At 32.7% G+C, this 14,080-nt stretch carries 15 protein-coding genes and 1 tRNA gene; 5 read left to right on the forward strand and 11 right to left on the reverse strand.

Going from position 1 to position 14,080, the window contains the following annotated elements; all coding sequences use genetic code 11:
• Positions 1–11: 11 nt before the first annotated feature.
• From C4S35_RS14220 to C4S35_RS14230, 3 genes are all read left to right on the forward strand, one after another.
• Positions 12–974, forward strand: coding sequence for a type I phosphomannose isomerase catalytic subunit (locus C4S35_RS14220; RefSeq protein WP_104000817.1), 963 nt, complete (start codon positions 12–14; stop codon positions 972–974).
• 68 nt (positions 975–1,042) lie between these two features.
• On the forward strand, positions 1,043–1,309 hold the full coding sequence (locus C4S35_RS14225) for a hypothetical protein (protein WP_029286506.1): 267 nt from the start codon (positions 1,043–1,045) through the stop codon (positions 1,307–1,309).
• Positions 1,310–1,387: 78 nt separating this feature from the next.
• Positions 1,388–1,461 (forward strand) — tRNA-Thr (locus C4S35_RS14230).
• 149 nt (positions 1,462–1,610) lie between these two features.
• Here C4S35_RS14230 and C4S35_RS14235 read toward each other — a convergent pair.
• The 10 genes from C4S35_RS14235 to C4S35_RS14280 form a co-directional block, all read right to left on the reverse strand.
• Positions 1,611–2,321 (reverse strand): DUF4369 domain-containing protein, encoded by a 711-nt coding sequence (locus tag C4S35_RS14235; protein ID WP_104000818.1) that lies wholly within the window; start codon positions 2,319–2,321, stop codon positions 1,611–1,613.
• A 194-nt stretch (positions 2,322–2,515) separates the two neighbouring features.
• Positions 2,516–4,378 carry a M61 family metallopeptidase gene (locus C4S35_RS14240; RefSeq protein WP_104000819.1) on the reverse strand — a complete coding sequence of 621 codons (1,863 nt, stop codon included), beginning with the start codon at positions 4,376–4,378 and terminating at the stop codon, positions 2,516–2,518.
• 49 nt (positions 4,379–4,427) lie between these two features.
• Positions 4,428–5,375: an alpha/beta hydrolase gene (locus C4S35_RS14245; RefSeq protein ID WP_104000820.1), complete on the reverse strand. Its 948-nt coding sequence runs from the start codon at positions 5,373–5,375 to the stop codon at positions 4,428–4,430.
• Between the two features lies 1 nt (position 5,376).
• Entirely contained in the window at positions 5,377–5,721 is a 345-nt protein-coding gene (locus C4S35_RS14250; protein WP_104000821.1) for a hypothetical protein, read from the reverse strand.
• A 65-nt stretch (positions 5,722–5,786) separates the two neighbouring features.
• Positions 5,787–6,065 (reverse strand): DUF2805 domain-containing protein, encoded by a 279-nt coding sequence (locus C4S35_RS14255; protein ID WP_073210045.1) that lies wholly within the window; start codon positions 6,063–6,065, stop codon positions 5,787–5,789.
• Positions 6,066–6,184: 119 nt separating this feature from the next.
• A complete protein-coding gene (locus tag C4S35_RS14260) occupies positions 6,185–7,012 on the reverse strand; it encodes a sterol desaturase family protein (RefSeq protein WP_104000822.1) in 828 nt (275 codons plus the stop codon).
• A gap of 47 nt (positions 7,013–7,059) precedes the next feature.
• Positions 7,060–7,668, reverse strand: coding sequence for an alpha-ketoglutarate-dependent dioxygenase AlkB family protein (locus C4S35_RS14265; protein ID WP_104000823.1), 609 nt, complete (start codon positions 7,666–7,668; stop codon positions 7,060–7,062).
• A gap of 3 nt (positions 7,669–7,671) precedes the next feature.
• Entirely contained in the window at positions 7,672–8,025 is a 354-nt protein-coding gene (locus C4S35_RS14270; protein WP_104000824.1) for a DoxX family protein, read from the reverse strand.
• A gap of 67 nt (positions 8,026–8,092) precedes the next feature.
• A complete protein-coding gene (locus C4S35_RS14275; RefSeq protein ID WP_104000825.1) occupies positions 8,093–8,989 on the reverse strand; it encodes an EamA family transporter in 897 nt (298 codons plus the stop codon).
• Positions 8,990–9,106: 117 nt separating this feature from the next.
• Positions 9,107–9,508 (reverse strand): DUF2721 domain-containing protein, encoded by a 402-nt coding sequence (locus C4S35_RS14280; protein WP_104000826.1) that lies wholly within the window; start codon positions 9,506–9,508, stop codon positions 9,107–9,109.
• Between the two features lie 286 nt (positions 9,509–9,794).
• Here C4S35_RS14280 and C4S35_RS14285 point away from each other — a divergent pair, with 286 nt between their 5' ends.
• Entirely contained in the window at positions 9,795–11,345 is a 1,551-nt protein-coding gene (locus tag C4S35_RS14285; protein WP_104000827.1) for a DUF2254 family protein, read from the forward strand.
• 201 nt (positions 11,346–11,546) lie between these two features.
• Here the strand turns inward: C4S35_RS14285 and C4S35_RS14290 are convergent, their stop codons facing one another.
• Positions 11,547–12,464: a LysR family transcriptional regulator gene (locus tag C4S35_RS14290; RefSeq protein WP_104000828.1), complete on the reverse strand. Its 918-nt coding sequence runs from the start codon at positions 12,462–12,464 to the stop codon at positions 11,547–11,549.
• Positions 12,465–12,551: 87 nt separating this feature from the next.
• Between C4S35_RS14290 and C4S35_RS14295 the strand changes: the two genes are divergently transcribed.
• Positions 12,552–13,988, forward strand: a complete 1,437-nt coding sequence (locus tag C4S35_RS14295) for an NADP-dependent isocitrate dehydrogenase (protein ID WP_104000829.1) — start codon at positions 12,552–12,554, stop codon at positions 13,986–13,988.
• Positions 13,989–14,080: the final 92 nt, after the last annotated feature.

A 14,080-nucleotide genomic window follows, 5' to 3' on the forward strand; every position in this document is an offset into this window, starting at 1 on the left:
AAAAACACAAGATGAAATTTTATCCATTACAATTTGAACCCATTTTAAAAGAAAGAATTTGGGGAGGTGAAAAACTAAAAACGGTACTTCATAAGCCAATTACATCAAAGATCACTGGTGAAAGCTGGGAGTTGTCTACAGTAGAAGGTGATATAAGTGTAGTAGTTAATGGGGAATGGAAAGGAAAATCATTAACTATTTTGATTGATAAATATCCAGACGAGATTTTAGGAACGAAAGTACATGCTCGATTTGGCAAACAGTTTCCTTTGCTTTTTAAATACTTAGATGCTCGGGAAGATTTGTCCATTCAAGTACATCCAAACGATGCGTTAGCCAAAAAAAGACACCATTCTTTTGGTAAAACGGAAATGTGGTATATCATGCAAGCCGATAAGGAAGCGAAAATTATCGTCGGTTTTAAGGAGAAGTCGAATCCTGCCGAATATTTAGAAAACCTTAAAAACAAAACCTTACTAGCAATTCTGGACGATGTAAAAGTAAAAGCAGGGGATGTTTTCTTCTTGGAAACAGGGACAGTTCACGCTATTGGTGCTGGATTAGTTGTTGCCGAGATTCAGCAAACCTCTGATATTACGTATCGTTTGTATGACTTTGACCGAGTAGATGCTAACGGGAATACCAGAGAATTGCATGTTGATCTGGCTTTGGAAGCTATTAACTATGATAGGATGGAGGCCAAGAAAGAATATAGCAAAAATGTAAATGAATCTAATGAAGTTGTGGATTGTTCTTATTTTACTACTAATTTTATTCCTTTAGACGGAGAAATTAGTGTTTCTAAAACGGGAGAAACCTTTACTGTATATATGTGTGTGGAAGGATCATTTGAAATTATGCAAGACAATTCGAAATTGCAATATGTAAAAGGAGATACGGTTTTACTTCCTGCTGCAATGAATTCATTCACTCTCAATGGAAAAGCTTCAATTTTAGAAATTTACATTTCATAGTCGGTAATAGAAAGATAATGTGTACTTTTGCAGACGCAAATTAAAAATCCAAATTAAAAAAGATAAAAATGGCAAACGTTAAAAATTTAAAAAAAGACATCAACTACGTTTTAGGAGATATTATTGAAGCAGTTTACTTGTTCGAAATTTCTACAACTGGAAAACCAACAACAGAAACTAACGATTTAATTGACGAAGCTATCGCTGCTTTTGACGCTTTGATCACAAAAGTGAACGCAAAAAAGGTAGAGGATAAAAAAGCACACTTCAAACAAATTAATGTTGAATTGGAACAAACTGCTAATCAATTGATTGCTAAAATCAACGAATTGTAGTTAAAAAAAAAGCAAAAAAAGTTTGAATTTGTTTTGGAAAACAGAAATTCAGGCTTATATTTGCACCCGTAATGAGTCGCCAGCGTAGCTCAGTTGGCTAGAGCAGCTGATTTGTAATCAGCAGGTCGTGGGTTCGAGTCCCTCCGCCGGCTCTTAATAAAACCATCTAACTTTTGTTAGGTGGTTTTTTGCTTTTATAATAAAAGGCAACAATAAATTTTAATTCACAGCATAAAAAAACCGTCCCTATTTATCGAGACGGTTTTCCTTTTTTTTAGGAACTTAGGAATTAGGAATCCATTTATTTTTGGTTTTTGATTTCGGTAACATATTTTGTCAATTTTTTTCCATAAAGTGATTGTGCTACTTTTGGAGACATTGATTTTTGAATCGTATCTAAGTATTTAATATTAATATCATAGATTTCAGATAAGGCAATATAAGGTGATACCTCATAGTTTCTGTTGTTTATCGCAAAATTGGTAGCAAATAAATACTTTCGTTTTATATTGGAATCCTGCTTAGCACTTATACTATCAATTTTTTGTGCGTTGTTACTTTTAATGGCATTAAATCGTTGCTCAATCAAAGTGAGTTTTTCATCATTGAAACGAGAATTTATTTTTTTATAATCTTCAAATAAATCGTTGTTTTTAGATCCTGTAATTTTTGCTCCGGAAAGATATCCTTCTAAGCTGGTTTCAATATTTATATTTCCAGGTTCAGCAAAAAACGAAAGATTATTGTCTAATGAATTGCTCACTCCTCTGTCCAGAAATAAGTATAGCATTTCAGGAGATTTTAATTCTAAGTCACTTTCAAAAGCGGAACTTCCGTCTATATTGATCGTGTCAATAGCAACTAGAGTAGTGTCTACAATTTTTTGAATGTACAATGTCCCTTTTTTTAATCCTTTTATATTTCCGGTAATATGTAAATTAGTTTTTGATTCATTTTTGTTACAAGAGGAAAATAGCACAAGTGTAACGATTGCAATAATAGATTTTTTCATGTGGAGTTATTAATATTTGTTTTTTTGGAACATGGTATCGCCATTCTTTATTATGAATTCGGGCGATTTCATTGGTGTTTATATTTTGCGCAAAATAAAGAAAATTGTTGGAATGATTTGGTAAGATGTCTAAATTTCACAAAAAAAATCCCAATTTATTTCTAAATTGGGATTTATTGAATTCTTGAAAAGTATTATCCTTTAAACCAAGCTTCTTTTAATTTGGTTTTACTTGCATCTGTTGCTTTGAGGCTGGCTTTTTCTTCATAAGGAAGTTTTACTTTTCCTTTGATTACTTGTTCTTTACCATCTCGTTTAACTTTTACGGTAATAGCATCGTTCTCTTTCCAAGTTTGACTTGCGCCAATCATATCATAAATATTATCCAAAGTGTACGATTTTTCATTAATTGCCATTAAAATATCACCGCCTTTTAGACCAAGATTTTTATAAAATTCGTTTAACTCTATATTTGGTAAAATAATAATTTCTTTGGTTTCCTGATTTACGGTTATGTATGGAGTTTGTCCTTTTAAGAAAACGTTACCGGCTACTTTTTCCATAGAATTTGTAACGCCAACTTTTGCCAGATACGTTGAATAAGGGATTGGGGTTGTTCCAGAAACATAAGTCGTTAAAAAAGTTCCTACTTCAGGATACGTTAATGACGTAATTTTTGCAAAAAGCTCTTGGTCATTAAACGGTTTTGCAGGGCCATATTCATTTGATAATTTTTGCATCAAATCAAGAATTCCTCTTTCTCCGTTACTTTTTTCTCGAATAATGATATCCAGACACATTCCAATAAGTGCTCCTTTTTCATATACATTCAAGTATTGGTCTTTGTAAGGTTTCGTCAATACATTAGCACTCATAACGGTAAATGACATGGTATCATTCAGCGTATTTGCGCGTGCAATTTTTTCTGCCATACGGGTATAAAACTCTTCTTCGGTAATTAATCCTTGATTTATTTGAAAAAGATTCGCAAAATATTCTGTTACGCCTTCATACATCCATAAATGTTGGGACATTTTAGGCGCATTATAGTCAAAATATTGAATCTCTTTAGAGTGGATGGACAATGGAGTCACAATATGAAAAAATTCATGCGAAACGACATCTTTCATCGATTTTACTAATTCGTCTTTTGGCATTAACTCTGGCAATACTACTGTAGTTGCTGTAGGATGTTCTAATGCACCAAATCCTTTAGCATCGTTTTCCTGCATGGAAGACAGGTATAACAAAACGCTGTATTTTTTAGTAGCATTTATTTTGCCTAAAAAATTCTTTTGAGCTGTCATCATTGTTTTCATCTCCGGAGTAATACTTTCGGCAGTATATTTACCTGTAGGAGAATAAACGCCAATCAAAATTTCCATTCCATCAATTGTAAAAGTAGTATAATCGGGTTTAGCATACATGATTGGGTTCTCAACCAATTCAGCATAACGAGAAGTTATAAATGTATCCGATGTAGTGCTTGGGTCCTGATCAGTCATAGAGGTAGCTCCCCAAAGTGTAGCCGGATGAGAAATCGTAACTTTATAAGGTGTAGACATATAATTTGTAAAATAACCCACAAAACAATGTGTGTTGAGCATTACGTTTTTACCAGCATCAATATTAGATCCTGCAGGTGAAAAAATTTCATCATCTCCAAATTTTTTCCCAGTTTCGGTATCAAATGAGTCATTTACCAAATAAGTAATCTTGTCTAAAGTTTTTGCAGTAGCAATTGACCAGGAATTAACATCAATTTTCTTTACGGTCAATAAATTTCCTTTCTTATCATATGCCTTTAGATCATCGATATATCTACCGTAGTTGTCTTCTGAGTACGTTCCAGGAACTGTCTTTGGAATTTGGTACATAATTTCATCCTCAGAAATTGAAGGGGCATTTACAGTCACCATGACCTTATCATCTTTTATGTCAACCAGGTTGATGTTTACTGAAACCTCTTTTTTTGTCGAAGAAGAAATTGAAGTACTTGCCGTTTTGCAGCTCCATAGTACAGAAGCGAAGGCAAAAACGAAGATTATTTTTTTCATTGTTATTTTGTTTTAGCGATTAGTCTTTTTTTGGAAGAATTGTTACGGCTTATAATGATTTTATAAAAAGATTGATAGCGGTTACTAATTTTTCGGTTATGGGCAAATTGGGATCAGAGTATGATTTCATATTCTCTGTATCGTCTCCTTTTATATTTTTAAAAATGTGATTCATGTCTTCTATAATGACAAGCTTAGCTTCTGGTTTTGCTTTTTTTAGTAATTCAGCGTCCGAAATGCTAACTTGCAAATCTTTAGTTCCATTAATTAGTAACACAGGAATTCCCAGTTTTTTAATTTCATTTTGTGGATTATATTTTATCCAGGAAATCATGTAGGGTTGGACACTTTCTCTAAAAAGGGAGGCCAGCATTTTATTTTTTAATTCGAATGTTTGTCCACTTTTAAGGATTTCCAGATCTTTTTGCACTTCGTCTTTTAGAGAAGGAGCCTGTTTTTCTATTTGCTCTACTATAACAGCATCGATAGTTCTTCCGGCTCCAGCCAATGAAATAAAGGCATCGGCATTTTTGTTAGCAGCAATCATCCCTATCAAAGAACCTTCACTATGACCGACAACTATTATTTTGCTGTATTTTTTTTGCTTTTTAAAGAAGTGAATAACTTCTTTGGCGTCATTTATGAAATCATCAAATGAAAGTGCAGCCTCATTTACAGTTCCAGCAGCCATTTGTGCAATAATTCTTTTGTCATAAGAAAAAACAGCTTGGTTATTTTTAGACAAATCTTCTGATAAATATTTTAATGAATTGTTGGTCATTCCTTTCTGATTACCGTCTCTGTCAGTAGGACCGGACCCTGCAATCAGAATAATAAGATTTGTTTTTTTATTCTCTTTAAGCGGGGAATAGAGCGTTCCTTTTAATATGGGATTGATTATTATTTCTTTTTTGTCAACGGAGGTCAAATCTGTTTTTTCTTGAGAAAAACCCAAGGTTGAAAGCAAAATCAAGAAAGCGAATATTGATTTTTTCATTTTATTTAGTGTTTAATAAGCTTATTGCCTCTTCCGGATTTTCAACTTCGATAATTAGTTTATTGTAATAGGAATCTTTGAGTTCGACAATAATTGCATTTTTTTTATTGCAGACATCCCAAAAATTGCGTTTTCCTTTTTTTATATAAGTTCCAGCAGTAATAACCCATGGTAATTGGATACCTGGAATTTTCCAACCGATCCAAAAAGTAAATTCATCGTTGCTTTGATAAGCTCGGATTATTTGATCTTTGGAAACTCTAATCTTATTTTCGAACGCCCAAAATTTATGACTTCGGAGAATGTCAAAAATAAATTCATTTTCGTTTGATGTTACTGAAACCATTATTGCGTTTGTGAAAAGTTAGTTGGCATAAAAACAAAAACTCCTGAATTACAGGAGTTTCATTTTTAATCAAGTTTGTTTTTTATGTAATATTTGCCATCCAAATCTTCATCAAAATCATCTATTTTAACGGGTTTTGGTTTTGGTTTATTTGCAGTAGCTTTCTTTTTCCACATTTCAAATTTTTCTGCAGGCATCTTCTTTTTCATGATTTCTAAAACCTCTTTTTCTACCAAACCAAATTCTTTTTTGATGATTTCAAAAGGATTTTTTTCTTCAAGGGCCATTGTAACAAGTTTTTCTGTTTGTTCCCAGTTCAATTCTTTGCGGTTACTCTTTTTCATCACGTGAAAATTAATTCAAATAAGTTGTTAATGATTAATAAATTACATTTCTAATTATCATCCAATATTAAGAAAAAAAATAATTACTTCCTGTCAAAAGCACATTTTTTTTATTCTTTTTAATTCTTTTCTATTTTGTGCGGTTTTTGAAACGGGATTTTCAATAAATTTTTCAAATTATTGTGTTCTTCGGGTTTTGGATGTGTATCTATCCCATAGATGATTTCTTCTTTTGGGAGTGTCATAAAAGTACCAAAAAGACGGTCCCAGACAGAAAATATATTTCCGTAATTGCTATCTGTATAGGGTAAAACATGATGATGATGTACTTTATGCATATCTGGTGATACGATAAAATAACTAAGTATAGTATCCAGTTTTCTGGGAATCGAGATATTTGCATGATTAAATTGTGTGGCAACAACAGATAAGGTCTGGTATAAGAAAACCATCCACATGGGGCTTCCTACAAGTAAAACACCCAAAGTTGTAAACGTAAAGCGAATAATGCTTTCGCCAGGATGATGCCTGTTAGCCGATGTCGTGTCTACCCAGGTATCGGTATGATGAATCAGGTGAAAACGCCACAAAAATTTCGCTTTATGCTCCACCAGATGTACTAAATAGGCACCAATTAAATCCAATAAAAGCAATCCGATTAAGGTATAAAGCCATACAGGCATCTCCGGTAGCCATTGTAAAATTCCAAAATGGTTTGCAATGGTCCAATCTGCAGTTTGTAATAAAATAAAAGCCAAAAAGAAATTTATAATGATGGTTGTCAGCGTCAAAAATATATTAATACTTGCATGATGCCATTTTTTATAAGTAAAATTGAAAAGCGGAAAAGCATTTTCGATTAACCAAAAAATAGTAATACCACTTACCAGAATCAAACTTCGGTGTGAGGAAGGAATCGTGGAAAAATAAGAAACAATATCATTCATAATTTGATTATTTATTTCAAATCTAATAATTTTTAGTGAAATAAAATTTATTTGATTACACGAAATGTCAAATTTATTCTGGGACCTACAGGTTTACTGGTTTTAGGGATTTGATGTTTCCAGAAATGCTGTGTTGTTCCTTTCATTAGTAATAAACTCGCGTGTTCCAGAACAATACTTTTTTTCTGGTCTTTACAGGAATTGTGTTTAAACTGAAAAGTACGTTCGGCACCAAAACTCACTGAAGCAATTATCGGGTTGGTTCCTAATTCTTTTTCATTATCGGCGTGCCAGCCGTTACTGTCTTTTCCGTCGCGATAATAATTGAGTAAAACAGTAGTGAAATTTGTATCGGAAACACTTTCTACCTTTGATTTTATCTTTTGCAAAAGCAAATTCCAAACGTGCGGTTGCATTTTTATATTCGAATAGGAATAGGATTTTCCTTCATTGCCAATCAAAGCTGTTAATCGCGGTTGCGGATACGTTTTACCGAAAACGCGAATGTCATCTTGTTGCCACGGAATTTCATTTAACAACTCCGCGTAAATTGAATCAGATTCTTCTTTGTCAAAAAAATGAGGGTAATAAATGACCTCTGCGTCAGGCAAATTAAGGAAAATGGGGTCAGGAATGTTTTCGAACAGTGATTTCAATTTTTAGGTATAAAGATAGGCCCAGTAAATCAATCCCAATTGTAAAGGCATTCGCAAAATCAAAGCCCATTTTGGCAAACCCATTCTTGCTTTCTCGTTAAAATACATGTAGAGATGTGTGGGGAAAACAGCTATTAATAAGGCGATAACTCCCCATGCAGCATAATTGGAGAGTATAGGAAAACAGAGTCCAATACCTAAAATTATTTCGGCCAATCCACTTATAGAATTCAATAATTTTGGATTTGGAAAATAGGAAGGAATGATTTTAAGATACAGTCTTGGATTTCTGAAATGGTTTAATCCTGCGATGAAGTAAATAAAAGCCATTGCATATAAATGCCAAGGTAAATTCATAATATAGTTTTATTACGAATTTATAAAAAAATCATTGTAGTTGGTGATTTTATTCTAAAAATAGGAATTATAATTTTCTCTTAAAGTTCACGTTCATGATTATAATGGCCAAAATAATCAAGACAATTCCAAACCATTGGATTGCATTGACATTTTCGTTTAGAAGGAAATAAGCCATCATAACAGAAACAGGAAGTTCCAGAGCTGAGACTATGCTTCCTAATCCAATGCCGGTTAATGGAAACCCGGCATTAAACAATAAAGGTGGAATAACAGTTCCAAAAAGAGCCAATACAATTCCCCATTTCATGAAAATATCAAAATTGAAAGGCGTCGTTTGTGTTGCAATCCCAAATCCAAATATAATTACGGCTCCGCCCAAAAGCATATACAAACTGCGTTGCGGTGAGGAAACGTGGGTTGCCACACGATTAGCGGTAAACATAGTGGTAGTAAATGATACGGCTGAGAAAAGCCCTAAAACGATACCGTGCCAGTCTAATTCTATTTTGCTTTGTATAAGATTAGTCGCGAGAGCAGTCCCAATTAAAACGATAAGTACCGATATGATTTTTTGTGTAGAAGGTATTTTTTTTTCTAAAATCATTTCGAATAAAACACCCATCCAAACGGTTTGCATCAACAAAATAATGGCAATCGAAACTGGAATATATTTGATAGCCAAATAATAAAAAATACTAGTCATTCCTAAAGAAGTTCCGGCTAGCATTAATTGACCTATGTTTTTCTTAGATGCTTTTACTACTTGCTTTCCTTTTTTGGCTTTTTGAAAGACATTAATAAGCAAGAGGGCAAGTAATCCATATACAAATTGTGCGGTTGTTACTTCGGGTGTGGTAAAACCTTCACCATAAGCTATCTTTACAAAAGTGGCCAGCATTCCATAACTCGTTGCGCCCAATCCCACTAAGAAAACTCCTTTTAATACGCTATTCTTTGTCATTTTTTAAATTTTTAAGCGGGCAAAGATAGGGTTTAGTTATTAGTATGAATTATAAATTAGGAGTAAGATTTGAGTTTTGGACTTTAATCCTAAAAATAAATTTGAAAAATTCTCGTGTTATTTTTCTCCTTTCTCGACTAAATCACTCAAATGCAGACGCAATGCATCCACTGAAATATTAATTTCCCAAAAGGACAACCCTAAAGAAATTAGCAGGGAAAACAAACTCAATCCAAAAAGATAAATACTGGATACCTGCTGTTCTAAAAATAACATCATCATAGCGAAAACGGATAAAAATAAACTCATAACACCAGCCATCTGCATGTAACGAATAAGTGTTAATCGCAAGTTGAGGTTTTTTATTTCCAATAAAATCATCTTGTTTTCCTTCTCTTTATATGTTTTTTTCAATCCTCTGACAATAGTGGCAACGGTCAAAAACCGATTGGTGTAAGCCAATAATATTAACGAAGTAGCCGAGAAAAGGAGGGCAGGAGTTTCTATATGTAAAGTCATTTTTTGTTGTATTTAAATTGATTTAAAAAAGGCAATAATCAAAGGTAATTATATCTTGTAAATTTGTTCAAAACAGGAGCCTACCTTAATTAAAGCAAAAGTAAATAACATCCTATTAATAAGATATTCCTAATCCATGAAATTTTAATAAAGGATTTAAATAATATTGATCGTGCTCCATTTTTATTAAAATTAGTATTGATGTAGCTAATGAAAATATACATTAGAAATCAAGATTAACATTCTAGACGTATTTATGTTAAATTTACCTATTGAAATTTAAATTATGAAACAAAAATTAAGACAGCGGATCAAGAATATATTGGAACATCAGATAAAACATATGGGTACATTTACCAGTGGTATTTATGTGTTTATTATTGGTTCTGTTTTATTGACGATTGATTATTATGTTGATTTTGGAATGAAATTCAAAATCAATGAAATGGAAATTTATAATCGGCTGATTCCGGTTTCTACGATTTTAATCTCTATTCTTATTGGAATTTCACTAACTACCTTTTCTGTTATTTTTGTTGTAATGCAACTCGCATCTTCTCAGTTTTCACCGCGAATTTTGAGGCATTTTTTATCAAATAATATTAAAATGCAACGATTTATTGGATTATTTGTGGGTACAATTTCGTTGTGTATTTTACCACAGTTGGCTTCCGTTTTTTACCAAACTTCGTTTCTTTTGACACTTACTATAGGCTCTCTTCTTGCTTTTTATTGTTTAGTGTGGTCTTATCCTAACATGATTAGCTATTTAAGTATAAATATGAATGTCTCCAGTATAACAAATGGAATTAAATCGGAAATGGTTGAAGAGATCAACGTGTTGTATCAGGAAAATTGGAGTGTTGGAAAAAATCTGCTTTACAAACGTTCCAAAATAAACCAAAATAAATTTCAAATAAAAATCGTAAGTCCATTTGAAACGGGCTATTTGGATAGGGTGAATTATAAAAAATTGGAAAAAATAACGGAATATATCAATAATTCTGATGTGGGATTATTTTTTGAAAACGCATATCAAAAACCTATTGTAGGGGAATTTATTATGAAAAATACCACTACGCTTATGGTATTAGTTTTTAGTGAGGAACTCCAAATGAATCAGATAATTCGTTTGAAGAAAGATGTAGGAGCGATTGTCAGCAATACTTTTAGAGTTAAATTGTTTAGAAGTCATACTCAAGATGTGAATTTTGGTGTGAGAAAATTGGTAGACATTGCCATAAAAGCCATTTCTCCTGCGGTTAATGATCCAACTACCTGTTTGAATTGTATAGACCAAATTGGGGAAATAGCAAAAGAGTTAGCAATACGAGAATTCCCTTCTACTGATTCCAGGACTTTGGAGTCTAAAAAAATACAAGTAAACGAATTTAATTTTGAAGAATTTATTGACTTTTGTTATGATCAGATTTTTCAGTGGGGAAAGGAGGATCCTACTGTGGTTAAAAGAATCATCAGATCAATCAGAATTATTTTACCATTAGTTGACAATCCTTTTAATTTAAAAATTTTAATTCAACAAGTCGAAGAAATGGATCTTCTTGAAATTTATAACTTATTACAATACAAAAAAGGAAAGCTAAAAATCTCAAAGGAAAAATTAGTAATTGTAGAGAAGGAATTGTCCAAGTTTAGGCAAAAAGCAAAATTGCAAATTGCAAAGCTAGAGCTAAAAGGAGTTCTCGATCATTACGAGATAAATCATTATTCCGATAATTTAGAAATTACAACTGCTGAAATTGAAGCAATTAAATATCTTAAAGCCTACAAAACTGTAGAGGAAACTATTTATAAAAATGGAAATGAATTAACATAAAAAGTTCCAAAATTGAAAGTTAGCAGCGTTAAGCATGATTTGGTGAATATTTTATGATCTTATTATTGGCGCGATAGTCAAAACGACTGTAAGGTGCAAATGAAATAATCAAAACTGAAAATAAACAAGGCAGGAGTTTCAATCTGCAAAATTATCTTGTTCAAAAATTATGTTTATTCCTATAATATTTAAAGTAGTTTATTAAATAATCCAATTAAATTTTTGTTCGATAATTCTTGTTTTTTCTTCTTCAATAAATTTTAAATACGCTTTGGCCACAGGCGAAAATTTCTTGCCTTTCAACCAAATTAAATTCCAGTTGGACCGAATTGGTAAGCCTTGTACCGGAATGATTTGCAAGCTACCATTATTGAGTTCGTTTTTTATACCAATTAAGGGCATAATGGAACATCCAAGTCCGGCCAATACTGCTTGTTTTACCGCTTCGTTTGAAGTAAGCACCATTTTTTTTGGAACAGTTAACTGATTATTTTCTATAAATTTTTCCATTACATATCTAGTTCCGGACCCTTGCTCTCGATAGATTATTGGTAAGTTTTCAATTATTTTTTTATCTTGAATCCCGTTCCCTACTTTTTGATCAATGTTGGCAACAAGGAAAAGAGCATTAGGCATCAATTCTACTTTTTCAATTTGTAAGGTTTCTGGTAAAACGGAAACTAAAGAAAAATCTACTTCATTTTTTTCTAAATTTTTTAGCACTTTAGTTTTATTCGTCACATCAAGAAGTAATTCAACACCTTGATTTTGATTTAGAAAATCAGATAAAAAATAAGGAATAACGTATTTACCCGTTGATACAACTGATATTTTCAGTCGTCCTGCTAATCGTCCCTTGAATGCCATTGTTTTGTAATTGATGGCATGTACTTCGTTTAGAATTTTTTCCGCAGCCATGGCAATTTCTTTTCCAAAATCGGTCACGTATAGTTTTCGTCCGATTACTTCTGTAAGTGGAACATCAAACTGTTCTTGAAAATTTTTTAATTGAATGGATACGGCGGGTTGTGTAAGATGCAGTTCTACTGCTGCCTTAGTAATACTCTTGTTTTGGGCTATTTTTAAAAATACCTGTAGTTGGTGGAGCGTATAGTTCATAAATAATTTTTATGCTTATCATTACAAATATAAATAAAAATTTATGGATAGGCCATTTTATCTTTGTGCAAACAAATAAATAAAAAGATGCAAAGAATAACAATCGCAAAAGGAGACGGAATAGGACCTGAAATAATGGATGCTACCTTGAAAATTATTAAAGCAGCGGGAGCGCAGTTAGAATTTGACGAAATTGAAGTTGGTGAAAAAGTATACTTAAAAGGTAATACTTCTGGAATCGAAAAATCGTCTTGGGAAACTATAATAAACAATAAAGTTTTTCTTAAAGCTCCAATAACGACTCCACAAGGCGGGGGTTATAAAAGTCTGAATGTTACAACCAGAAAATTCTTAGGATTGTATTCTAATGTTAGACCATGTATGAGTTTGCATCCTTTTGTGGAAACAAAGCACCCTAAAATGGATATTGTCATTATTCGTGAAAATGAAGAAGATCTATATGCAGGTATTGAACATCAACAAACCGATGAAGTTGTTCAGTGCTTGAAAATTATCAGTCGTCCGGGGTGTGAAAAAATTGTTCGCTATGCTTTTGAATATGCCAAACAGTATGGGAGGAAAAAAGTCACTTGTTTTACAAAAGACAATATCATGAAGCAAACTGACGGATTATTCCATGAAGTGTTTGATGAATTAGCGAAAGAATATCCTGAAATTGAAAATGAACATTGGATTATAGATATTGGTGCCGCGAAAATGAGTGATACACCAGAAGATTTCGATGTCATAGTGACTCTAAATTTATATGGAGATGTAATTTCAGATATTGCCGCACAAATTGCAGGATCTGTGGGATTGGCAGGCTCAGCGAATATAGGAGAAGAATGTGCCATGTTTGAGGCGATCCATGGATCAGCACCCAGAAGAGCTGGACAAAATGTAGCGAATCCTTCGGGATTGTTGCAAGGAGCAGTACTGATGTTAAATCATATTGGGCAAAACGAGGTGGCTAGCACAGTACAGAATGCATGGTTGAAAACTCTGGAAGATGGTATCCATACTTATGATATATACAAAGAAGGGGTAAGTAGCGCAAAAGTAGGAACTGCAGAATTTGCGGATGCAGTTATTTTAAATTTAGGGCAAAAACCGAAACAGCTTCTTGCGGTAGATTATAAAAATGGTCAACCCCTACATCTACCAAAATATAAGAAAAGACCAGCTGCCAAAAAAGATTTGGTCGGTCATGATGTTTTTGTGCATTGGAATGGAACTGAACCTGATGTATTAGCAGAGATGCTTAAAAATATAGGAACTGTAAACTTAAAACTGAATATGATTACCAATAGAGGAATCAAAGTTTGGCCAGAAGGATTTAAACAAACATTTTGTACGGATCACTGGAGATGTCGTTTTAAAGCTGAGGATGGCAAAATAGTTAGTAAGAATGAAATTATTGAATTGTTACAGCAATTTATAGACGCGGATATTGATAGTATTAAAACTGAAAATTTATATAAGTTTGATGGTAAAATTGCATATTCATTGGGTCAGGGCCAATAAGAAAGATTTAGCCACTATTTATTTGAGAAAGGATATGCCATTAGATGGAGGAAAGAATTTATTAAGAGTAGGTTTTGTTAATCTGTTCATTT

This window comes from Flavobacterium urumqiense (assembly GCF_900108015.1).
Taxonomy (GTDB): Bacteria; Bacteroidota; Bacteroidia; order Flavobacteriales; family Flavobacteriaceae; genus Flavobacterium; species Flavobacterium urumqiense.